General features: G+C 67.9%; 22 protein-coding genes. 7 read left to right on the top strand and 15 right to left on the bottom strand.

Going from position 1 to position 21,112, the window contains the following annotated elements:
• Together rpmG and rpmB are read right to left on the bottom strand one after the other, a co-directional pair.
• A complete protein-coding gene (gene rpmG, locus AC5P7E_RS16200; RefSeq protein WP_169411268.1) occupies positions 1-168 on the bottom strand; it encodes a 50S ribosomal protein L33 in 168 nt (55 codons plus the stop codon).
• 10 nt (positions 169-178) lie between these two features.
• Entirely contained in the window at positions 179-415 is a 237-nt protein-coding gene (gene rpmB / locus AC5P7E_RS16195; protein WP_005411638.1) for a 50S ribosomal protein L28, read from the bottom strand.
• Positions 416-693: 278 nt separating this feature from the next.
• Here rpmB and AC5P7E_RS16190 point away from each other — a divergent pair, with 278 nt between their 5' ends.
• Positions 694-1,908 (top strand): nucleotide disphospho-sugar-binding domain-containing protein, encoded by a 1,215-nt coding sequence (locus AC5P7E_RS16190; protein WP_099473879.1) that lies wholly within the window; start codon positions 694-696, stop codon positions 1,906-1,908.
• Positions 1,909-1,921: 13 nt separating this feature from the next.
• Here AC5P7E_RS16190 and dnaQ read toward each other — a convergent pair whose 3' ends face one another.
• Positions 1,922-2,431 (bottom strand): DNA polymerase III subunit epsilon, encoded by a 510-nt coding sequence (dnaQ, locus tag AC5P7E_RS16185; protein WP_005411640.1) that lies wholly within the window; start codon positions 2,429-2,431, stop codon positions 1,922-1,924.
• A gap of 55 nt (positions 2,432-2,486) precedes the next feature.
• Positions 2,487-3,380: a LysR family transcriptional regulator gene (locus AC5P7E_RS16180; protein WP_099473882.1), complete on the bottom strand. Its 894-nt coding sequence runs from the start codon at positions 3,378-3,380 to the stop codon at positions 2,487-2,489.
• A 108-nt stretch (positions 3,381-3,488) separates the two neighbouring features.
• Between AC5P7E_RS16180 and AC5P7E_RS16175 the strand changes: the two genes are divergently transcribed.
• The 5 genes from AC5P7E_RS16175 (at position 3,489) to AC5P7E_RS16155 (ending at position 10,113) form a co-directional block, all read left to right on the top strand.
• On the top strand, positions 3,489-3,887 hold the full coding sequence (locus AC5P7E_RS16175; protein ID WP_329761708.1) for a RidA family protein: 399 nt from the start codon (positions 3,489-3,491) through the stop codon (positions 3,885-3,887).
• A 161-nt stretch (positions 3,888-4,048) separates the two neighbouring features.
• Positions 4,049-4,381, top strand: a complete 333-nt coding sequence (locus AC5P7E_RS16170) for a hypothetical protein (RefSeq protein WP_099473884.1) — start codon at positions 4,049-4,051, stop codon at positions 4,379-4,381.
• 56 nt (positions 4,382-4,437) lie between these two features.
• Positions 4,438-5,691, top strand: a complete 1,254-nt coding sequence (locus tag AC5P7E_RS16165; RefSeq protein ID WP_099473887.1) for a TolC family protein — start codon at positions 4,438-4,440, stop codon at positions 5,689-5,691.
• On the top strand, positions 5,688-6,893 hold the full coding sequence (locus tag AC5P7E_RS16160; RefSeq protein WP_099473889.1) for an efflux RND transporter periplasmic adaptor subunit: 1,206 nt from the start codon (positions 5,688-5,690) through the stop codon (positions 6,891-6,893). Before AC5P7E_RS16165 ends, AC5P7E_RS16160 begins: the two co-directional genes overlap by 4 nt.
• A 10-nt stretch (positions 6,894-6,903) precedes the next feature.
• On the top strand, positions 6,904-10,113 hold the full coding sequence (locus AC5P7E_RS16155) for an efflux RND transporter permease subunit (RefSeq protein WP_114618977.1): 3,210 nt from the start codon (positions 6,904-6,906) through the stop codon (positions 10,111-10,113).
• A gap of 95 nt (positions 10,114-10,208) precedes the next feature.
• Here the strand turns inward: AC5P7E_RS16155 and AC5P7E_RS16150 are convergent, their stop codons facing one another.
• From AC5P7E_RS16150 to AC5P7E_RS16110, 9 genes are all read right to left on the bottom strand, one after another.
• A complete protein-coding gene (locus AC5P7E_RS16150; RefSeq protein ID WP_111118201.1) occupies positions 10,209-11,981 on the bottom strand; it encodes a DUF885 domain-containing protein in 1,773 nt (590 codons plus the stop codon).
• Positions 11,982-12,233: 252 nt separating this feature from the next.
• Positions 12,234-12,581: a lipid-A-disaccharide synthase N-terminal domain-containing protein gene (locus AC5P7E_RS16145; RefSeq protein ID WP_005414908.1), complete on the bottom strand. Its 348-nt coding sequence runs from the start codon at positions 12,579-12,581 to the stop codon at positions 12,234-12,236.
• Positions 12,581-13,303 (bottom strand): glycosyltransferase family 2 protein, encoded by a 723-nt coding sequence (locus AC5P7E_RS16140; protein ID WP_012481630.1) that lies wholly within the window; start codon positions 13,301-13,303, stop codon positions 12,581-12,583. Before AC5P7E_RS16140 ends, AC5P7E_RS16145 begins: the two co-directional genes overlap by 1 nt.
• 89 nt (positions 13,304-13,392) lie before the next feature.
• Positions 13,393-14,358, bottom strand: a complete 966-nt coding sequence (locus AC5P7E_RS16135) for an NAD-dependent epimerase/dehydratase family protein (RefSeq protein WP_049419295.1) — start codon at positions 14,356-14,358, stop codon at positions 13,393-13,395.
• A 45-nt stretch (positions 14,359-14,403) separates the two neighbouring features.
• On the bottom strand, positions 14,404-15,138 hold the full coding sequence (locus AC5P7E_RS16130) for a suppressor of fused domain protein (protein WP_049419294.1): 735 nt from the start codon (positions 15,136-15,138) through the stop codon (positions 14,404-14,406).
• 125 nt (positions 15,139-15,263) lie between these two features.
• Positions 15,264-16,187, bottom strand: coding sequence for a ParB/RepB/Spo0J family partition protein (locus tag AC5P7E_RS16125; RefSeq protein ID WP_005411652.1), 924 nt, complete (start codon positions 16,185-16,187; stop codon positions 15,264-15,266).
• Positions 16,187-16,984, bottom strand: a complete 798-nt coding sequence (locus AC5P7E_RS16120; RefSeq protein WP_005411653.1) for a ParA family protein — start codon at positions 16,982-16,984, stop codon at positions 16,187-16,189. Before AC5P7E_RS16120 ends, AC5P7E_RS16125 begins: the two co-directional genes overlap by 1 nt.
• Positions 16,985-17,097: 113 nt before the next feature.
• Positions 17,098-17,736 carry a 16S rRNA (guanine(527)-N(7))-methyltransferase RsmG gene (rsmG, locus tag AC5P7E_RS16115; RefSeq protein WP_012481632.1) on the bottom strand — a complete coding sequence of 213 codons (639 nt, stop codon included), beginning with the start codon at positions 17,734-17,736 and terminating at the stop codon, positions 17,098-17,100.
• A gap of 39 nt (positions 17,737-17,775) precedes the next feature.
• Positions 17,776-18,375, bottom strand: a complete 600-nt coding sequence (locus AC5P7E_RS16110; RefSeq protein ID WP_043034419.1) for a 4'-phosphopantetheinyl transferase family protein — start codon at positions 18,373-18,375, stop codon at positions 17,776-17,778.
• Positions 18,376-18,459: 84 nt separating this feature from the next.
• Between AC5P7E_RS16110 and AC5P7E_RS16105 the strand changes: the two genes are divergently transcribed.
• Positions 18,460-18,711: a GlsB/YeaQ/YmgE family stress response membrane protein gene (locus AC5P7E_RS16105; protein WP_005411656.1), complete on the top strand. Its 252-nt coding sequence runs from the start codon at positions 18,460-18,462 to the stop codon at positions 18,709-18,711.
• 72 nt (positions 18,712-18,783) lie between these two features.
• Here AC5P7E_RS16105 and xth read toward each other — a convergent pair whose 3' ends face one another.
• The gene (gene xth / locus AC5P7E_RS16100; protein ID WP_062605312.1) at positions 18,784-19,551 is read right to left on the bottom strand and encodes an exodeoxyribonuclease III; all 768 of its coding nucleotides are present in this window, start codon (positions 19,549-19,551) and stop codon (positions 18,784-18,786) included.
• A 131-nt stretch (positions 19,552-19,682) separates the two neighbouring features.
• Positions 19,683-21,092, bottom strand: coding sequence for a coniferyl aldehyde dehydrogenase (locus tag AC5P7E_RS16095; RefSeq protein ID WP_099473896.1), 1,410 nt, complete (start codon positions 21,090-21,092; stop codon positions 19,683-19,685).
• Positions 21,093-21,112: the final 20 nt, after the last annotated feature.

Raw genomic sequence — 21,112 nt, 5'->3', positions numbered from 1 at the left:
TTACTTGATCTTGCCTTCCTTGTACAGGACGTGCTTGCGCACGACCGGATCGTACTTCAGGAATTCCATCTTCCCCGGGGTGTTCTTCTTGTTCTTGTCGGTCGTGTAGAAGTGGCCGGTACCGGCCGAGGAAATCATACGGACCTTATCGCGCTTGCCTGCCATGATGCTTTACTCCTCAGACCTTTTCGCCGCGCGCACGCAGCTCAGCCAGAACGGAATCAATGCCGTTCTTGTCGATGGTGCGCAGTGCATGCGCGGAAACACGAAGCTTGACCCAGCGGTTCTCGCTGGCCACCCAGAAACGGCGCTCGTGCAGATTCGGCAGGAAACGACGACGGGTCTTGTTGTTGGCGTGCGAGACGTTGTTACCCGTCTGCACTCGCTTGCCGGAAACCTGGCATACGCGGGACATTGCGCACCTCGATAGTAGTAGTTGTCAGCCCGTAGCCCGGGAGACGGCGGCCTCGATGGTTGCCCACCACACGTCAAGAGAATCAAAGGGTTACGCTGGCGTTGGGCGGCCGGGGACGTGCTCCCGGGGGCGCCGCCCGGTAGAAAACCGGACACAGCGAGCCGCGCATTATGCACGGGTTCAAGCACTTGCGCAAGTTACCCACAGGCTGCGGCTGAACCGGCAGGGCCGGGAGCCCGCCAACCGGCATACTGCTCCGGTTCACTGCGGAGCTTTCCATGCGGCTGCTGGCCCTGACCTACGGAACCGAAGGCGATACGCGTCCCCTGGCCATGCTCTGCCATGGGCTGATCGGCGCAGGCCACGAGGTGGCACTGCTTGCCGATGGCGGCACCCTGGGCAGCGCGCAGGCACTGGATGTGCCCCATGCGGCTCTTGAAGGTGACATCCATGACGAAGTGGTCGCGCTGGTCTCGCGTGGCAACGGTGTTGCCGCCGCCAGTAGCGGGCTGGCACGGATGGCGCTGCAGCATGTCAGCGGCTGGATGCGCCAGGCCGATGCCGCTGCCGAAGGCTGCGATGCGATTCTGACCGGTGGCCTGGCGGCCTTTGTCGGCATGAGCGTGGGCGAACGCCGCGGACTGCCGGTCATCGGCACCGGCATGATTCCGCTGACCCCGACGCGAGCCTTCCGCTCTCCGTTCCTGCCACCCGGACGCTCGCCGGGCTGGTTGAACCGGGCCAGCTACGGGCTGGTCAACGGCCTGATCTGGCGCCAGTTCCGTCGGCCGATCAACGCAGCCCGCAAGCAGCTGGGGCAATCGCCGCGCCGCTCGCTGTGGCCCGGCCTGCCGATGCTCTATGGCATCTCGCCGCAGCTGCTGCCGCCACCTGCGGATTGGCCGGCCGACCACATCGTCTGCGGCCAATGGCGCCTTCCCGATGCGCCCTGGATACTCCCGACCGATCTGCAGGCCTTCCTCGATGCCGGCCCGGCGCCGGTGTATCTGGGCTTCGGCAGCATGACCGGCTTTGATCGCGAGCGCGTGTTGCCGGCCCTGCTGCAGGCGCTGGCGCCACGCCGGGTGCTGCTGTTTCCTGGCTGGGTGGGACTGCCTGCGATGCGCTTGCCCGATTCGGTCTTCGTACTGGAGCCGACTCCACACGAAGCGCTGTTCCCGCGTTGCGCATTCGCCATCCACCACGGTGGCAGCGGCACCACGCATTCGGCCTGCCGCGCCGGCATTCCCTCGCTGGTGATGCCGTTCGCCGCCGATCAGTTCTTCTGGGCTGATCGTCTGTATCGGTTGCGGGTGGCACCGGCGCCGCTGTCAGCGAAGCGACTGGACGCAGCAACGCTGGCGGCAGCCATCACCTTCGTTGAAACCGACGCAACACGCGCACGCGCGGCGGCCCTGGGCGTGGCGATGCGCCATGAGGACGGGGTGGCCTGTGGCGTTGCAATGATCGAGCGATGGTTGCGGCCGGTGTGACAGCGGCCAGGCGTCAGCGCAGGTGCGGAATCACCTGCGCCAGCAGGTGCGCATCCTTCAACGCGCCATGCAGGCCGCGCTGGCTGGGAATGCGCAGGCGCTGCAGCACATCATCCAGCTTGTTGCCCTGACCCGGCCAGCGTCCCCGCGCAAGCTTCAGGCTGCAGGTGATGCGGCAGTGCTGGGCCAGCGTGCCGGGGATGCCGGACAGGCGCAGCTCGTTGTCCAGGAAGCCCACATCGAAGGTAGCGTTGTGCGCGACCATCTCGCTGCCGCGCAGGAACTCCAGCAGTTCGGCCGCCTTGCTGGAGAACAGCGGCTTGCCCACCAGCATCGCATCGCTGATGCCGTGCACGCGCTGTGCGCCCCAATCCACCTTGCGCTGCGGCTGCAGGTAGGTGTGGAACTGGCGGCCGGTGAGCTGGCCATCGATCAGTTCGACGGCACCGATTTCGATCACCCGGTGCCCCAGGCGGTGGGAGATGCCGGTGGTTTCGGTATCCAGTGCAACGATGCGGCTCATCAGGGTGTGCGTTCTCCAGTACGTGCACGCCGATTCTCGCACGCGACCGATGCACTCACCCCAACGCTTCCACCACCCAATCGATGAACACCCGCAGCCGCTGGCTCATGTGCCGGTTCGGCGGGAACATCACATGCATCGGCATCGGCGGCAGCTGCCAGTCCTGCAACACCGGCAGCAGCTCGCCGCGCGCCATGTGCGGCTCGGCCATGTAGCTGGGCAGCGCCACCACGCCCAACCCCGCCAACGCAGCGGCCAGATAGGCGTTTCCATCATCGAAGCCGACCGTATAGCGGCCCTGCACCTCAACGCGCTCATCGCCGCGCTGTGCGCTGAACACCCGCGCCCGGCCACTGCGCGGGCTGAGGAAGCCGACCATGTGGTGGTCGGGTCCTTCCAGCGCGCGCGGGTCGGTCGGCAGGCCGAAGCGCTGCACATAGCCCGGACTGGCGTGGAAACCGATCGGCAGCGCGCCGAGCGGTCGCGCCACCAGTGCCGGGTCGGCCGGGGTGCCACCCCGGATCACGCAATCGACGTTGTCTGCGATGACGTCGACCTCGCGGTCGCTGACGCCGATGTCCAGCTGGATCTCCGGGTAGCGCGCCTGGAAATCCGGCAACGCCGGCACCAGCCGCAACCGCGCGTACGGCCCGGGCACATCCACGCGCAGCCGCCCGCGTGGCTGGTTGGCCGCGTCGCCCAGCCCGCCCTCCACTTCTTCCAGCTCGGCCAGCAGGCGGGCGATGCGCGGGTAGTAGGCCGCGCCGTCGGCGGTGACGCTGACCCGGCGCGTGGTGCGGTTGAGCAGGCGCAGCCGCAGGTGCGCCTCCAGCTGCTGCACCAGCTGGGTGACCGTAGTGCGGCTTATCTGCAGCGTGTGTGCGGCGCGGGTGAAGCTGCCGGTTTCCACCACGCGGGCAAACGCCCGCATCGCCTCGAAACGGTCCATGGCGGGCCATGATTGTTTGGGATTGGCAATCAATCTAGGCCGATCATCGCGGTTTATCCAGACAGAACTGGCGCGGAGGATGGCGTTCTCTCCCACGGGATCTTCCCCATGTCACAGCGTGATGTCGTTTTCCCCGCCGGCCGCCAGGCCCTGTACGAGCGCAACCGCTACTCGCCGGCGATCCGATCCAATGGCTTCCTGTTCGTCTCCGGCCAGGTCGGCAGCCGCGAGGACGGCTCACCCGAGCCGGATTTCGAAATCCAAGTGCGCCGCGCGTTCGAGAATCTCAATGCGGTGCTGGCCGCCGCCGGCTGCACGTTCGATGACGTGATCGATGTGACTGTATTTCTGGTCGATCCGGAAGAGAACTTCGAGAAGGCCTGGGTGATCGTGCCCGAGTACTGGGGCGAGGCGCCGCACCCGACCCTGACCGGTATTGGCGTGACCTGGCTGTATGGGTTCCAGTTCGAGATCAAGGTGATCGCGAAGTTGCCTGCAGACCGGTAGTGCCGGCCGCTGGCCGGCAGCAAGGTGTCGGGGTCAGAGCCCTTTCCGGCGGAAAGGGATCCGACCCCGCGCCCGGCCCACCTGAACGGGAGATTCCGACGAATTCCCGAACTGACCATTGATATTGTATCCGGCGAAAACCGCTTGCTAGCCTCCCTTCCATGCGCCGGATCACCCGCCAACTGCGTACGTACCTGATGATGCTGCTGATGGCGGCATTCGTGGTCGTGCCGGTGGCCGACGCGCTGGCCTGCACGGTAGAACCGCACGCCAGCACGGTGCATGTGGAGTCCGCACCGGATGCCGATGGCGATGCCGACGGCAAGCATGTCGGTGCCTGTGGCCACAACCACTGCCACCACTCCAACCTGAGCCTGCCGGCCAGTACCCTCGCCGCCTTCGGTGCGCCACTGCCGGCGCGCTGGATGAATGCCGGCGACGCGGCGACCTATGCGGTCGCCCAGGATGAATTGACGCGTCCCCCCCGGGCGTGAGTTGAGCGCGTCCCGCGATTGCGGGCTCCCGTTTCACTCACAACCGGAATCCCCCTATGTCGATCCTGACACCTCGGTCGCCGCGCGCGGCCGGGCTGGTCGTCGCCGCGTTGCTGGGCCTGGCCCCGGCAATGCAGGCGTCGGCACAAGCCGCCCCTTCCTACGACACCCTGCTTGAACGCCTGGACCAGCTGCCCGGCACCCGCGTCGGTGCGGCGCTGGCCGAGGCCGCCGACGCGCGCGCCGACCAGGCCCGTGCGTTGCCCAACCCTTCCCTCTCCTACTCCGCCGAGAACGCCTGGGGCACCGGCTCCTATGGCGGCATGGGCAAGGCCGATACCGTGCTCACCTTGTCCCAGCCGCTGGAGGTCTGGGGCCAGCGCGGCGCGCGCTTCCGTGCGGCCCGCGCCGAAGCACAGGCGGCCAACCTGCGTGGCGCGCAAAGCCGCAGCGACGTGGCCAGCCAGCTGGCGGTGGTCTATGCACAGGCGGAAAGTGCACTGCGCCGCTACACCCTGGCCGAAGAAGCACTGACTCTCACCCGCGCTGACGCCAACGCCGTCAACGCGATGGTCAAGCAGGGCCGCGAGCCGCAGCTGCGCGCGGTGCAGGCGCAGAGCGAGGTGGCCAACGCCAGCGCCGCGCTGGATGAAGCGCAGGCGTTCCGCGATGCCGCGCTGGCCCGCCTGGCCGGTGCCGCACTGCTGGATGCACCGGTGCAGTCGATCAACGACAGCCTGCTCGACCGTGCGCCGCCGCTACCGCGTGGCGCCACCGACGTGGCACTGGCGGTGCGCATCGCCGAAGCCGAAGCCGATGCGGCGGGCAAGCTGGTCGAGGTGGAGCGCAAGCGTGCCCTGCCCGACCTCAGTGTCACCGCCGCGCAGACCCGCTTCCGCGAAGGCGGCGAGCGTGCCTACAACCTCGGGGTCAGCCTCAGCATCCCGCTGTTCGACCGCAACCGCGGTGGCATCCGCGCCGCCAATGCCGACCAGCGCGCGGCCGAAGCACGCCTGGACCAGCAGCGCCGCGACAGCGAGGCCGAGCGCCTCTCTGCGGTGGCCGGGTTGAAGGCCGCCAGCAGCCGTACCCGCGCCGCCGATGAAAGCGTGGTCGCCGCCGAAGAGGCGTATCGCCTGGCCCGCATTGGCTTCGACGCCGGACGCATCTCGCAGCTGGAACTGCGCAGCACGCGCAGCGCCCTCATCGCCGCCCGCGGCACCGCCGTGGATGCGCGCCTGTCGCGCGTCGCCGCGGAAATCGATCTTGCCCGCCTGGAAGGGCGCGCACCCTTTGTGGAGGCTCCATGACTCTCTCCCGTACTTTCCCGCTGATCGGCGGCGTGCTGCTGACCGTCCTGCTGGCTGGCTGCGCCGGCAACGCGCAGACGCCTGCCAATGAAAACCCCGCTGCGGCCAAGGCCGGCACCGACGATGGCCACGGCCATGCCGCCGGCAGCAAGGAAGCCAAGACAGAAACCGCGAAGGCGCCTGCTGACGCCGACGAAGGCGTGGTGCAGCTGACCCCGGAGCAGATCAAGGCCTCCGGTATCGAAGTGGTCGCGATCGGTCGCGGTGGCGGTGGTTCCACGCGCCTGTCCGGCCGGGTCGAACCGTCGGTCGGCGCACGCGCCTCGGTGGCGTCGACCGTGACCGGCCGCGTCGAGCGCGTGCTGGTCGCGCCGGGCACCGCGGTGAAGCAGAACCAGGCGCTGGCGATCGTGGTCAGCGGCGAAGCGGCGGTGTTCCGCGCCAATGCGCTGGCCGCAGCGGCCGAAGCCGAGGCCGCGCGTCTGGCCTATGGCCGCGACAAGGCGCTGGTCGACCAGGGCGTGGTCGCCCGCCAGGAGATGGAAGCCTCGCGCGCACGTTCGCTGGCGGCACAGGCCCAGGCTGCTGCCGCGCAGGCCCAGGCCGCCGCCAACGGTGCGCCCGATGCCAGCGGTCGCGTGCGCATCACCAGCCCGGTGGCCGGCATCGTCGGCAACGTGCAGGTCACCCCGGGCGGCGTGGTCGCCGCCGGCAGCGCGGTGGCCGACGTCGCCGACCCGACGATGAACGAGCTGGTGTTCACCGCACCGCCTGCGCTGGCCGCGCAGGTCACGCCCGGTATGAAGCTGGAAGTCAGCGTGCCGGGTGGCAGCTTCACCGCCACCGTCACCGGTTCGGCTGCCGATGTGCGCCAGCAGGGCGGCGTCGCGGTGATCCGTGCCACGCCGGTGGATGCGTCGCTGCCGCCGGCCGGTTCGCCGGTATCGGCCGTGGTGGTCACCGAAGGCCAGGACGGCTCGCTCAGCGTCCCGGCCGATGCAGTGCAGAACGTCGATGGCAGCAGCGCGGTGTTCGTCGCCGTCGAAGGCGGCTTCAAGGCGCAGCCGGTGCTGGCTGGGCGCCGTGCCGGTGACCGCATCGAGATCCTCGGTGGCCTGACCGGCAGCGAGCGCATCGTTGGCAGCAACGCCTTCCTGCTCAAGGCCGAGCTGGCCAAGGGCGAAGCCGAGCACGGCCACTGAGGAGGCGACCATGTTCAAGCTGATCATTGAAACAGCGGTGCGCCACCGCTGGCTGGTGGTGTTCATGGCGGCGCTGATCGCCGCGGTGGGCCTGTTCCAGCTGGGCAAGCTGCCGATCGACGCGGTGCCGGACATCACCAACCGCCAGGTGCAGATCAACACGGTGGCACCGGCGCTGACCCCGGAGCAGATCGAGCGGCAGGTGACCTACCCGCTGGAAACCGCGCTGGCCGGCATCCCCGGCCTGACCACCACGCGTTCACTGTCGCGCAATGGCTTCTCGCAGGTGACCGCGATCTTCACCGATGCCACCGACATCTACTTCGCCCGCCAGCAGGTGGCCGAACGCATGCGCGAGGCATCGGAAGACCTGCCCGATGGCGCGTCGCCGATGCTGTCGCCGGTCACCACCGGCCTCGGCGAGGTGCTGATGTGGACCGTGGACTTCACCGCGTTCGATCCGGCCAGGCTGGCCAAGCCGGGTGAAGCCGGCTGGCAGGCCGGCGAGGTCTACCGCACGCCGGAAGGCAATCTGCTGCGTACACCGGAAGAACGTGCGACCTACCTGCGCACCGTGCAGGACTGGATCATCGCGCCGCAGATGCGTTCCAGCCCGGGGCTGGCCGGCGTCGATACGGTCGGTGGCTACGTCAAGGAATATGGCGTGCATCCGGACAGCGCCCGGTTGGCCGCGCACGGCCTCGGCCTGGCCGATCTGGTCACCGCCCTGCAGCGTTCCAACGTGCAGGCCGGTGCCGGTTTCGTGCAGCGCGCCGGCGAAGGACTGGTGGTGCGTGCCGATGGCCTGGCGCTGACCACCGAGGATCTGGCACAGGCCCCGGTGGCGACCCGCAATGGCGTGGTGGTGCGCGTGGCCGATGTGGCCGAGGTCGAGCTGAGCCGCGCGCCGCGCCTGGGTGCGGCCAGCCGCAACGGCCATGAAGCCGTACTGGGTACCGCGCTGATGATTGCCGGCGGCAACAGCCGCACCGTGGCGCAGGCCGCTGCGGCGCGCCTGGAACAGGTGAACAAATCGCTGCCGGCCGACATTGTGGCCGCGCCGGTGCTGGACCGCAGCGTGCTGGTCAATTCCACCATCAAGACCGTGGCCAGGAACCTCACCGAGGGCGCGCTGCTGGTGGTGGTGGTGCTGTTCCTGCTGCTGGGCAACCTGCGTGCAGCGACGATCACCGCGCTGGTGATTCCGCTGTCGTTCCTGTTCGCAGTAATCGGCATGAACCGCTTCGGGATCAGCGGCAACCTGATGAGCCTGGGTGCGCTGGACTTTGGCATCCTGGTGGACGGTGCGGTGATCGTGGTCGAATCGACCCTGCTGATGCTGGGCCAGCGCCGCGCCGAACTGGGCCGTGCGTTGACCGCGATGGAGCGGCTGCGCGTGGCTGCCGATTCGGCGATGAAGATGGCGCGTCCAGCTGCGTTCGGACAGTTGATCATCCTGCTGGTGTTCGCGCCGATCCTCACGCTGGAAGGTGTGGAGGGCAAGACGTTCCACCCGATGGCAGCGACCTTCATGCTGGCCCTGGTCGGTGCCTTCCTGTTCTCCTTCACCTTCGTGCCGGCGATGGCCGCGCTGCTGGTGCGCGAGCCGAAGGTAAAGGACGGCGATACGCATGCCGAAGATGGCGAGCACGAGACCAGGCTGATCCGCGTGCTGCGTGCGCGCATCGAACCGGTGGTGCGCAAGGCCGTGGCACATCCGCGCACGGTGCTGGCAGCTGCGGTGATGATGGTGGTGGTGGGCATCGGCGCGTTCTCGCTGCTGGGCCGCGAGTTCATGCCGACGCTGGACGAAGGCAACGTGGCGATGCAGGCCCTGCGCGTGCCGTCGACCTCACTGGAGCAGTCGCTGGCGATGCAGCTCGCGCTGGAGAAAGCGATCGCCAAGCAGCCGGAAGTGGAAACCGTATTCTCGCGTACCGGTACCGCCGAGGCGGCCATCGACCCGATGCCGACCAACATCTCCGACAGCGTGATCGTGCTGAAGCCGCGCAAGGACTGGCCCGATCCGAAGCTGGCCAAGGACGCACTGGTGGCGCGCTTCGAAAAGCTGGCCGGGCAGCAGCTGGGCAACAGCTTCGAGTTCAGCCAGCCGATCGAACTGCGCTTCAACGAGCTGATTTCCGGCGTGCGTACCGACCTGGCGGTGATGATCTTCGGCGATGACTTCAGCCAGCTGCAGAAGGTGGCCGACCAGGTGGCGCTGAAGCTGCGTGCGGTGAACGGCGCGGCCGACGTGCGGGTGGAACAGATCTCCGGCCTGCCTACGCTCAACGTGGCGATCGACCACGTGGCGGCGGCGCAGTACGGCCTGACTGCCGCAGACGTCAGTGATGCACTGTCCACCGGCATTGGCGGCACGGCGGCCGGCAAGATCTTCGAAGGTGATCGCCGCTTCAACGTGGTGGTGCGCCTGGACGATGCCTCGCGCAACGATCCGGACCAGCTGGCCTCGCTGCCGATCGCCACGCCTTCGGGGCTGGTGATTCCGCTGTCGTCAGTGGCGCGCATCACGGTGAGCGAAGGGCCGAACCAGATCAGCCGCAACAACGGCAGCCGCCGCGTGGTGGTGCAGGCCAACGTGCGCGGTCGCGATCTGGGCGGCTTCGTCGGCGAGGCGCAGGCAGCGGTGGCCGACGTGGCACTGCCGCCGGGTGCCTACCTGACCTGGGGTGGCCAGTTCGAGAACCTGCAGCGCGCGGAGAAGCGGCTGGCGACGGTAGTGCCGGTGGTGTTCCTGCTGATCGGTAGCCTGCTGTTCATGGCCCTGCGCAGCGGCAAGGAAGCCATTCTGGTGTTCAGCTGCGTGCCGTTGGCGCTGGTCGGCGGCATCCTCGCGCTGCTGCTGCGGGGCATGCCGTTCTCGGTGTCGGCGGCGGTCGGCTTCATCGCCGTCTCCGGCGTGGCCACCTTGAACGGCCTGGTGCTGATGCAGGCGATCCGCGAACGCCTGGATGCCGGTGACCTGCCGCTGCAGGCAGCGATCAACGGTGCCTCCAGCCGCATCCGCGCGGTGCTGACCACGGCGCTGGTGGCGATCGTCGGCTTCATTCCGATGGCGATTGCCAGCGGTTCCGGTGCGGAAGTGCAGAAGCCGTTGGCGACGGTGGTGATCGGTGGCCTGATCACCGCCACCGTGCTGACCCTGCTGGTGCTGCCGACCTTTGCTGCACGAGTGGCCAAGCCGCGGGCGGTGGGGTGAGCTGAGAGGGGGTCGGAGCCCTTTCCTTGGGAAAGGGATCCAACCCCGTGACCGGGTCGGATTGCCGGCCAGCGGCCGGCACTACCCGGTAGCGGTCAGGCCTTCTTGCGCTCGGCGATGTAGGCTTGGATCTGCTGTTCCAGCACCGGCAGCGGCACCGAGCCCTGCTTGAGCAGGGTGTCGTGGAAGCCCTTGATGTCGAACTTGTCGCCCAGTTCCTTCTCGGCCTGCGCGCGCAGGCGCACGATGGCGATCTCGCCCAGCTTGTAGCTCAGTGCCTGGCCCGGCCAGGAGATGTAGCGGTCCACTTCGGTGGTCACTTCATGCTCGCTCAGCGCGGTGTGGTCACGCAGGTAGGCCAGCGCCTGCTCGCGGGTCCAGCCCTTGCTGTGCACGCCGGTGTCGATCACCAGGCGCGCGGCGCGCCACATCTCATAGGTCAGGCGGCCGAAATCCTCGTACGGGGTTTCGTAGATGCCCATCTCCACGCCCAGCTTCTCGCAGTACAGCGCCCAGCCTTCGCCATAGGCGGAGATGTAGGCGTTGCGGCGGAACTCGGGCAGGTTCTTCTGTTCGGCGGCGATCGCGCCCTGCAGCGCGTGGCCCGGATCGGACTCATGCAGCGTCAGTGCCGGCAGGTTGTACAGCGGGCGCGACGGCAGGTTGTAGGTATTGAGCCAGTAGGTGCCCATGCCACCACGGCCGGCGGTCCAGAACGGCGCGATATCCGGCGGCACCGGCACGATGGTGAAGCGCGCGCGCGGCAGCGTCATGTATTTGCCCAGCTGGCCATCGGCGCGCTTGGAGATCCACGCGGCACGCGACAGCAGCTCTTCCGGCGTCCTGGCATAGAACTGCGGATCGGTACGCAGGAAGGTCAGGAACTCGGCGAAGCTGCCCTTGAACTTCACCTGCTTGATGATGTCGTTCATTTCCTTCTGGATGCGTGCGACTTCATCCAGGCCGATGCGATGGATCTCGTCCGGCGACAGGTCCAGCGTTGTGTATTCGTGGATCTGCTGCTTGTAGTACGCCTTGCCATCAGGCATCGCTTCGGCGGCCAGGGTGGTGCGCGCCTGCGGCACGTACTCGTTGACGAAGAAGGTGCGCAGCTGCTGGAACGCCGGCACCACCTTGCCGCTGATCGCTTCACGCGCCTGCGCCTGCAGCCTGGCCTGCTCGGCGGCCGGGATGGTGGTGGGCAGTTTCTTGAACGGCGCGTACAACGGCGATCCGGTCGGGTCCTTCAGCTCGGCGACGGTGGCGATGGACACTTCGCGGCCATCGAGCACGGCACGCGGCACGCTGAAGCCACGCTTCAGGCCGGCACGCATGTTCTCGGTCTGCTGGCCGAAGTAACGCGGCACATCGTTCAGCCGTGCGATGTAGTTCTGGTAGTCCTGCACGGTCTTCATCTCGCGCCGGGCCATGAAGGACAGGTTGGACCAGAACGAGGAGTCGGCGTTGAACGGCATCTCGTAGCCGCGCAGGCGCGTCTCTTCGGCCAGGTTGAACACCTGGTCGTGGTAGATCGCGTAGTTGACCTGGTTGTCGGGCGACAGGGTCTTCGGGTCGATCTTCTTCAGCGCGGCGAGGGTCTCGTCCCACACCTTCAGGCGCGCCTGCTGCGCGGCCGGGCCGACATCGGGCATGCGGGTGGCATTGGCCGGCGCGTCTTCGTCCTCGCTGGCCTCGCCGCCGCCCTGCTGGCGCCACTTCCATTCCTTCTCGTACAGCGCGCGGAAGGCGGCATCGGCGGGCGATTCGGTAGCGACGCTGGCCGGCGCGGCGGCGGCGGGCGGCGCGGCCAGGGCCACGGCGGGCGCGGACAGGGCAATCAGCAGGGCAACGGCAAGACGGGTTTTCACGAGCACAAGTTCCCGGGAAGGCAGACCCCGATGATGGCACCGCCCACGGCCCGTGGCATGGGACGAAGGTCCTGCCTGCGCAGCAGGCAGGACCGGGCCCCGGCCGCAGGCCGGGGCCCCAGCGCCGAAGGCGCGTGGTAGAGCCGACTGTCAGTCGGCTGCTCTTCCGCCATATGCAGCAAACCCCGCGCTCCGCGCGAAAGTCGACTGACAGTCGACTCTACCCACGGCAGCCCGCATCCCGGCGCAGCCTCAATGGCTGGCCTTGTCCCGCTTCCAGCCCCGGTGCTTGATGTCCAGCTGCAGGCTGTACAGCGCGGTGAATGCCGGGAACAGGTTCTGCAGCACGCCTACCGAGTCCTGCTTGGCCGAGAACAGGAAGTAGCTCAGCGTCATCAGGCTGCCGACCACGCTCATGTACCAGAACAGGCGCGGGATCACCGGCTTGCCCGCACGCTTGGACGCGATGAACTGGACCAGCCAGCGGCCGCCGAACATCAGCGCGCCGGTATAGCCGATCAGCTTCCAGCCGGTCACATGCAGGCCGGTCCAGTACAACCAGGTCAGCGGCTGGTCGAGCCAGTGCAGCTCCAGATCCATCAACGCTCCTCCACTGCGGTGCGCTTGCTGCGGGTGATCAGCCACGCCACGCCGCGCAGGTCACGGATGCCGACCAGTGCACGGCCCAGGTTGTTGTACTTGGACACGCCGGCGGTACGGTGGCGGTGGTTGACCGGCACGCTGGTGGTCTTCCAGCCGGCACGCTGCATCAGCGCGGGCAGATAGCGGTGCATGTGGTCGAAGTACGGCAGGTCGAGGAACGCGCTGCGCTCGAACAGCTTGATGCCGCAGCCGGTATCGGGCGTATCGTCGCGCAGCATGCGTGCGCGGATGGCGTTGGCCCACTTGCTGGCCCAGCGCTTGCTGCCGCTGTCCTGGCGGTTGACCCGCCAGCCGGCGAACAGCTTCACCTGCGCCTCGGCGGCATCGCGCGCGGCCAGCAGCTTGGGGATATCGGCCGGATCGTTCTGGCCATCGCCATCCAGGGTCGCGATCCACGGCGCACGTGCGTGCTTGACGCCGGTGCGCACGGCGGTGCTCTGCCCGCTCTGGTCCACGTGGTGCAGCACCCGCAGTTCCGGCGTGGTCGCCTTCAGCCCCTGCAGCACCGCCAGGGTGTCATCGCGCGAGTGATCGTCGATGTAGATGATCTCGAACGGCAGCCGGCCACGCAGTGCAGCGGTGATTTCGGCAACCAGCGGGGCGACGTTGTCGCGTTCGTTGAACACCGGGACGACAACGGAAAGCTCGGGTTGGCTCATAAGGCACTCGGCCAAAGGGGGACAAAGACCGCGCATTCTCCGAAGCCGAGGTTATCCGAAGATGAATCCGGCTGTGTGAGGATCCGTCCTCAGGCGCGGTCGCCAAAATACTCGCGGCACCACTGCACGACGGGGGGCAACCCTTCTTCGATCGGGGTCACCGCGTCGAAGCCGAATGCGTCATGGGCGCGCCGGGTATCGGCCATCGTGCGCACCATGTCGCCCGGCTGCATCGGCTTGTAGACCTTCTGCGCGGGGCGACCGGCGGCCTGCTCGATCACGCTGATGAAGCGCTCCAGCTCGACCGGCGTATGGTTGCCGAGGTTGAACACCCGGTGCGGTACCGGACCATCGGCCGGATGCGCGAGCGCGCCGAGGATACCCGACACGATGTCGGAGACATGTGTGAAATCGCGCTGCATGCGGCCCTCGTTGAACACGTCGATCGGCCGCCCGGCCAGCACCGCGCGCGAGAACAGCAGCGGTGCCATGTCCGGCCGGCCCCACGGGCCATACACGGTGAAGAAGCGCAGGCCGGTGGCATGCAGGCCGTACAGCTGCGCGTAGGTGTAGGCCATCAGCTCGTTGGCCGCTTTGGTCGCCGCGTACAGCGAGCGCGGCTGGTCCACGCGCTGGTCCTCGGAGAACGGCGGCGTGGCCGAATCACCGTAGACCGAGCTGCTGGAGGCATACACCAGGTGCTGCACGCCACGGTGGCGGCACAGTTCGAGCATGTTGACGAAGCCGACCAGGTTGCTGTCGACGTAGGCGTGCGGGTTTTCCAGCGAATAGCGCACGCCGGCCTGCGCGGCCAGGTGGATCACCGCAGTCGGCTTCACCTCGTCGAACAGTGCCGCCAGGCCCTGCTGGTCGGTCAGGTCCAGGGTGCGCAGGTCCAGCGCCGGGCACAGCGCAGCCACGCGGTCGCGCTTGAGCTGCGGGTCATAGTAGTCGTTGAAGTTGTCCAGGCCGACCACGGGCTGGCCGGCCTCCAGCAGCGCGCGGGCGGTGTAGGCACCGATGAAGCCGGCAGCGCCGGTGAGCAGGATGGTCATGACAGGGGCCTGGAAACGAAGTTCAGGCCCCTGATGTTACCGGTCTCAGAACAAACCGAAACGCTTCTTCGCCACGTTGTTGCGGCCGGGTTCGATCACGTCCTGGATGTTCTTCGCATCGAAGCGGTCGAGCAGCGCCTCGGCGCCCTTCCTCAGCTTCAGGTCCATCTCTTCCGGGTACAGCGGAACCAGGCTCATGAAGCTGATGGTCCTGCCGTCCTCCAGCGCCAGCGTGGCGAAGTCCTCCGGGGCGGTCACCGGCGACAGCACGATGGCACCGTCGAAACCCACGCCCGGCGCGTAGGGCTCGCTGGGATGGCCGTTGGGAATGGTGTGGCCGAAGCCCAGCCAGGTGTCGTACTCGTGCGGCAACCGTGCCATGCCCTTCAGCAGGCGCACCGGCCAGTAATTGCGCTCGTCCTCGAAGGCGTCCTGGGAGATCGGCCAGTCGGCCGGCAGGGTCACCATCAGTTCCATGTAGCGCGGCACGTCCGCGTCCACCTCGGCGGGCACGGTCATCGGCAGGTCGCTCATGCCGGAGGTGACCAGGCGCAGGTACGGGCAGTGGTCATTGGCCGGCACCACGTGCACGTCGATGTGCACCAGGTCGGAGATGATTTCATGGAAGACACCGGACACCGGGCCCAGATGGCGTTCGAGGTGGGCGCTGATCGCCTCGATGTGCTGTTCTTCGCCGATGGCGGGCGCGAAGTCCTTTTCGCGGCGATGTACCAGTATCTGGGTGCCGTCCGGGCTGACGTCCTCGTATTCGTTGCTCATGTCCTGTTCCCTGGATGAGGCCACGGACCGGAGAGCAGTGCATCCCCGGCACGCGCGGCGGTGCGTTCCCTGTCATCTGCAGGACGCGGCGGGAACAGGCCGCACCCCCTGGCGCTGCGCCGGGCTCAGCCCTGGCGCGTACGCAGCTTTTCCAGCACGCCGTCCAGGGTATCCAGGTCGGTGTAGTGGATGATCAGCTTGCCCTTGCCGCCCCGGCCGTGGTTGATCGCCACCTTGGCACCCAGTGCTTCGGACAGTTCGGTTTCCAGCGAGGCGATGTCGGCCTGCTGCACCTTCGGCGTCGCCACCGGGCGGTTGCTCGGCACCTTGCCGGCCGCGAAGGCCTGCGCACGGCGCTCGACCTCGCGCACCGACCAGCCTTCATCGGCAGCTTCCTGCGCCAGCTTGCCAGCCAGCTCGGGAGCCAGGGTCAGCAGCGCGCGGGCGTGGCCCATTTCCAGGCGGCGGGTTTCCAGCAGCAAGCGGATCGCAACCGGCAGCTCCAGCAGGCGCAGCAGGTTGGACACCGCCGCGCGCGAGCGGCCGACGGCCTCGGCGGCCTCGGCATGGGTCAGGGTGAACTCGCTGATCAGGCGCTGCAGCGCCTCGGCTTCTTCCAGCGGGTTGAGGTCTTCGCGCTGGATGTTCTCGATCAGCGCCATCGCGATGACGGTGCGGTCTTCCAGCTCGCGCACCACCACCGGCACTTCGTCCAGGCCGGCCAGCTGCGATGCGCGCCAGCGGCGCTCACCGGCGACGATTTCGTAGTTGCCTGCCGGCAGCTGGCGCACCAGGATCGGTTGGATCACGCCCTGCGACTTGATCGAGTCGGCCAGCTCGGAGAGCTTGCCCTCGTCCATCTCGCGGCGCGGCTGGTACTTGCCCGGCTGCAGCTGGCCGACCGGCAACTTGCGCAGCACTTCACCCGGCAGCGGCTCAATCACCGCGGTGGTGGCCTGCACCTGGCTGACCGCGCCTTTCGGGCCCAGCAGCGCGTCCAGGCCACGGCCGAGGCCTCGCTTCTTGGCTGCCGGCTTGCTGCTGGTCATCAGACGGTCTCCACGGCCTTGGCGGCCTTGTTGCGTTCGTTGTTGCGGCGGATGATCTCGCCGGCCAGGCCCAGGTAGGCCACGCCACCGCGCGAGGCGCGGTCGTAGCCGACGATGCTCTGGCCATGGCTGGGCGCCTCGGCCAGGCGCACGTTGCGCGGCACGATGGTGCGGAACACGCGGTCGCCGAAGTGCTCGGTGAGCTCGGCCGACACTGCGTTGGCCAGGTTGTTGCGCACGTCGAACATGGTGCGCAGCACGCCTTCGATCTCCAGCGCCGGGTTCAGGCTGGTGCGCAGCGCTTCGATGGTTTCCACCAGCGCGCTCAGGCCTTCCAGTGCGTAGTACTCGCACTGCATCGGCACGATCACCGAATCGGCGGCGGCCAGCGCGTTGAGCGTCAGCAGCGACAACGCCGGCGGGCAATCGATCAGGATGTAGTCGTACTCGTCGCGGATCGGCGCCAGTGCGCGCTTCAGGCGCTGCTCGCGCTCGCTCTGGCCCATCAGCTGGATCTCGGCGGCGGTCAGGTCGATGTTGCCCGGCAGCAGGTCGTAGCCTTCGGCGGTCTGCACGCGCACATCGGCGGCGCTGTTCTCGCCCAGCAGCAGATCGCAGGTGGAGGCCGCCAGCTCACGCTTGTCCACGCCGCTGCCCATGGTCGCGTTGCCCTGCGAGTCCAGGTCGACCAACAGCACGCGCTTGGGTGCGTTGGCCAGGGAAGCGGCCAGGTTGACGGCGGTCGTGGTCTTGCCGACGCCACCCTTCTGGTTGGCGATGGCGATGATGCGGGCCATGCGGGTGTGCCTCGTCGACGGATGGTTGGGACCGGTCATTATGCGTACAACCGGCCCCTTGCGGAAATCGTGGATCGCCAACCCGTTGTTCCACAAAGGGCTGGCGGCGGGAATCAGGGACCTGTAACGGTGACCAGGTGGCGTTCGCCGGCCAGGCCGGGCACGCTCAGCGGGGTCACCTCACGCACCTGCCAGCCAGCCGGCAGTTCCGCGATCTCCTCATGCGGGTAGACGCCCTTCATGGCCAGCAGCACGCCACCGGGGCGCAGCAGATGGCCACCGACGCGGACGATGCCAGCCAGGGTATCCATTGCGCGCGCGGTCAGCTGGTCGTAACGACCGGCCTCGTCCAGCGCTTCGGCCCGCGATTCGGCCACGCGGGCGTTGCCCAGGCCGAGCTGGCGCACGGCCTCGCGCATGAAGCGCGCCTTCTTGCCGTTGCTCTCCACCAGGGTGACCTGCAGGCCCGGGCAGGCGATCGCAAGCGGGATGCCGGGCAACCCGGGGCCGGTACCGAGGTCGGCCAGGCTGCCATCAGCCACGAACGGCTGCATCGCCAGCGAATCGAGCAGGTGGCGGGTAACCATCTCCTGCGGGTCGCGGATGGCGGTGAGGTTGTAGGTGCCGTTCCAGCGGTGCAGCAGGGCCAGGTAGCGCAGCAGCGGCGGCGCCAGCGCGGCGTCCAGGCCCATGCTGGCCAGGCCCTGTTCCAGCGTGGCAGCCACGCTGGCGGGAAGTGGGTGTTCGCTCATGCCGACATTATCGCCGGTTTTGCGCGCTGATTCCCCGCTTCAGTGCGGATACCAGGCCAACGCCGCACGGAACTGGCCGCTGGCCTGCCATTCGTGCAGGTGCCAGCGCGCGGCCTCGCCCAGTTCCGGGTCGCACCAGCGCAGGTGCAGGGCGCCATCGGCCCCCGGCGCCAACTGCAGGCGGTGCAGCCCGAACGAGATGCCCTGCCCGTGCGCCTTCAGGATCGCCTCCTTGACGCACCATACGCGGAAGAACCAGTGCTCGCGGTCGGCCTCGTCCAGGCGTTCCAGCCAGGCCACCTCCTGCGGGTGGAAGAAGCGCCGCACGATTTCCAGAAGACGCGGCCGCGGCCGCAGCAGTTCCAGGTCCACGCCCAACCGCACGCCTTCGCCCAGCGCCACCAGCAGCACCTCACCGCTGTGGCTCCAGCCGGTCCCATAGTGGGCCAACGGGCCGCTCAGCTCCGGCCGGCCCTTGTCGTCACGGACCAGTGGCAGCGTCTGCGGATCGGTGCCCAGCGCCTGCGCCAGTACCTGCCGGGCCTGCGGTTCACCGCGCTGGCCCGGCACGTGCGGACGCCGCCAGACCGTTACCGGACCGAAGCGCCACGGGCCGTCGAGGGTGGCTGGCAGGCTCATCCGCACGCGTCCATCACGCAATTGCACGACGGGTTCACGGCCGTGCGCGTCAACTGGTCACAGTTTCCCACCGGAGGTTCGATCATGGGCATCATCATCTGGCTGATCGTCGGCGGCATCGTAGGCTGGCTGGCCAGCATCATCATGAAGCGCGATGCCCAGCAGGGCATCATCCTCAACATCGTGGTCGGCATCGTCGGCGCGCTGATTTCCGGCTGGCTGTTCGGCGGCGGCATCAACGAAGCGATCACCATCCGCACCTTCCTGTTCTCGCTGATCGGCGCGGTGATCCTGCTGGCGATCGTCAACCTGTTCACCCGCAAGAGCATACGGTGATCTGAGGGTAGTGCCGGCCACTGGCCGGCAGATGTTCCAGAACGGGCCCGGCAATCGTCGGGCCCTGTTCGTTCAACCGATCTGCACCCAGGCCGGCGCATGGTCGCTCGGGCGTTCCCAGGTGCGCGGCGCGCGGTCGATGCCCGAGGCCACCGCGCTGCCCTTCAGCGCATCGGAGACCAGGGTCAGGTCGATGCGCAGGCCCAGGTTGCGGCGGAAGCCGGCGGCACGGTAATCCCACCAGCTGAAGGTGCCCGCCTCGTCGTTGTGCAGGCGGAAGCCATCGTGCAGACCCAGCTGCAGCAGCTTGTTGAGCGCGCCGCGCTCGGCGGTGGAGGTCAGGATGTGGTTGTCGTTCCACACCTCCGGGTCGTGCACATCGCGCGCGTCCGGGGCGATGTTGAAGTCACCCATCACGATCAGCTTCGGATGCCGCTGCAGTTCTTCGGCGATCCAGGCATGCACCGCTTCCAGCCAGCGCAGCTTGTAGTCGTACTTGTCGGTGCCGATGTCCTGGCCATTGACCACGTACAGGTTGATCACCCGCAGGTCGCCGAAGGTACCGGCAATGACGCGCTTCTGTTCGTCCTCGAAACCGGGAATGCCGATCTGCACGTCCTGCGCCGACTCACGCGACAGCAGCGCCACGCCGTTGTAGGTCTTCTGGCCGGCGAACACGCTGCGGTAGCCGGCGGCGATCAGCGCCGAATCGGGGAACTTGTGGTCCTCCAGCTTGGTTTCCTGGATACCGACGATGTCCGGGCCGAACTCCCTGAGCCACTGCTCCAGGTGCGGCAGGCGGACATTGAGCGAATTGACGTTCCACGAGGCGATCTTCATGCGGGCATTCTACCCGGGTGGGCTTGGCACGCGTGCCACCCCAGGTGGGCACCCACCGGTAGTGCCGGCCGCTGGCCGGCAACTGCAGGGTCTTGCCGACGGTCCATGCAGTTGCCGGCCAGCGGCCGGCACTACCGAAGCAGCAGCTTCAACAACCCCGCAATCTTCGAATACGGCGGCCGCAGCCGGTCGCTGGCCGCCCAGCGCGACTGCCACAGCACCGGCAGCCGCTTGCTCATCGCATCGAACCCGGCGCGGCCGTGGTACGCGCCCATGCCGCTGGCCCCCACCCCACCGAACGGCAGGCCATCGGCGGCGAAGTGCAGCAGCGTGTCATTCACCGTCACCCCGCCGGCCACCACCTGGCCGAGGATGCGTTCCACCGTCGCCGTGTCATGACTGAAGGGATACAGTGCCAGCGGCCGGTCACGGGACAATACGTCGGCCAGCGCCGCCTCCAGATCCGGATAGGCCCGCACCGGCAGGATCGGCCCGAAGATCTCCTCGCGCATCAGGTCCAGGTCGTCCGGCGGGTCCAGCACCACGGTCGGCACCAGCAGGCGCTCGCGGTCGGCACGCGCCTCATCCACCTGCGCCAGCGGAATCACCGGCACCCCGCGCTCGCGCGCCTGCGCCAGGTACCCCTGCAGGCGCCGGTACTGACCCTCGTTGATGATGCGGGTGTAATCGTCAGCATCGCTGAAGTCGCCATAGCGCTCGCGCACCTGCTGCTGCAGCGCCTGCACGAACTCGCGCTGGCGCGCGGTATCGATCAGCACGTAATCCGGCGCGATGCAGGTCTGGCCGGCGTTGAACCACTTGCCGGTGGCCAGCCGTGTGGCTGCTTTGTCCAGCGGGAAATCGCGACAGACGATGGCCGGCGACTTGCCGCCCAGTTCCAGCGTGACCGGCACCAGATGTTCGGCGGCGGCGGCCATCACCTTGCGGCCGACCGCCGTCGAACCGGTGAACAACAGATGGTCCAGCGGCAGCGAAGACACTGCCTCCGCCACGTCCGCCCCGCCCTGCACCACCGCCACGCGATCGGGCGGGAACACACTGGCCAGCAGATCGGCCAGGAATGCACTGGTGCGTGGTGTGTGTTCCGAGGGCTTCAGCAACACATGGTTGCCGGCGGCAATCGCGGTGGCCAGCGGCACCAGCGCCAGCGTAACCGGGTAATTCCAAGGCGAGATCACCCCGACCACGCCCAGCGGCGTCGGCCGCAGCTGCGCACGCGCCGGCCACAGCTTCCAGCCTGCACCGACCCGCTGTGGCTTCGACCAGCGCCGCAGGTGGCGGCGCAGGTGATCGATGGCCGACAGCACGCTCATGCCATCGGCCAGCTTCGATTCAACGCGGGCGCGATGGCCAAAGTCCTCGGCGATGGCTTGGGCCATCTCGTCCAAACGTGGCTTCAACGCCTCGCGCAGGCGGCGCAGGTCAGCTTCGCGCTGGTCCAGCGACGGGCGCTGCGACTGCCAGGCGCTGCGCAGGGTGTGCAGGAGGGCGGGGAGGTCTTCCGGCGTAGTGGTGGTCATGGGCCGACTATACGGGGTGC

It is taken from the genome of Stenotrophomonas sp. YJH_SMC_25 (assembly GCF_059369595.1).
The sequence above is the reverse complement of the archived record's forward strand: the minus strand, read 5'-3'. Positions and strand labels throughout refer to the sequence as shown.